Origin of the sequence: Enterobacter cloacae complex sp. P16RS2 (assembly GCF_014982155.1) — a bacterium.
Taxonomy (GTDB): domain Bacteria; phylum Pseudomonadota; class Gammaproteobacteria; order Enterobacterales; family Enterobacteriaceae; genus Enterobacter; species Enterobacter cloacae_M.
The window spans coordinates 1-472 of sequence record NZ_JADCKW010000025.1; the positions used below are offsets into that span (position 1 = coordinate 1).

Genomic DNA, 472 nt, shown 5'->3' on the forward strand with positions numbered 1-472 from the left:
TCGTAGTATCTTGCAGCTAAAGCTAAGTCCTTGAGGTTATTTGAGGTAATGAGATCTTTGGTTTTATCAACGAAATATGTTGCTAAGGATTTTGGTCCGTGATATTTTTTAGCCTTATCTAAATGCTTTTGTATTTTTTTCATGATGAACGCATTGTGCTTTGACTCAATCGACGACCAATTTTTTTTAATTGAAATTATCATTTCACATCACCGTGTAAAGGAATTAGTTTCATGATTTCTCTCCCAAGGATTTCGTTGTCTATCGATTTTATAACGAAGTGATCCTTTTTTGTAATTTTGTTTTCCTTGATATTTTTCACGGTTATATTTATTTTTTTGGAAGCGAATTCACCAATGGTCTTTGTTCCAAAAGATTCGTTAAGTAATAAATGAATTGGTGAGGCAAATCCTGAAGTAGCTTCTGGTTTATCCATTGGACATATGAATTTTCTTGGTATGTCTGTCGCCAA

At 32.8% G+C, this 472-nt stretch carries 1 pseudogene; it reads right to left on the bottom strand.

The features are described from left to right. Positions 1–199: 199 nt before the first annotated feature. Positions 200–472: pseudogene (locus INF68_RS16480) on the bottom strand (ATP-binding protein); the annotation flags it as partial.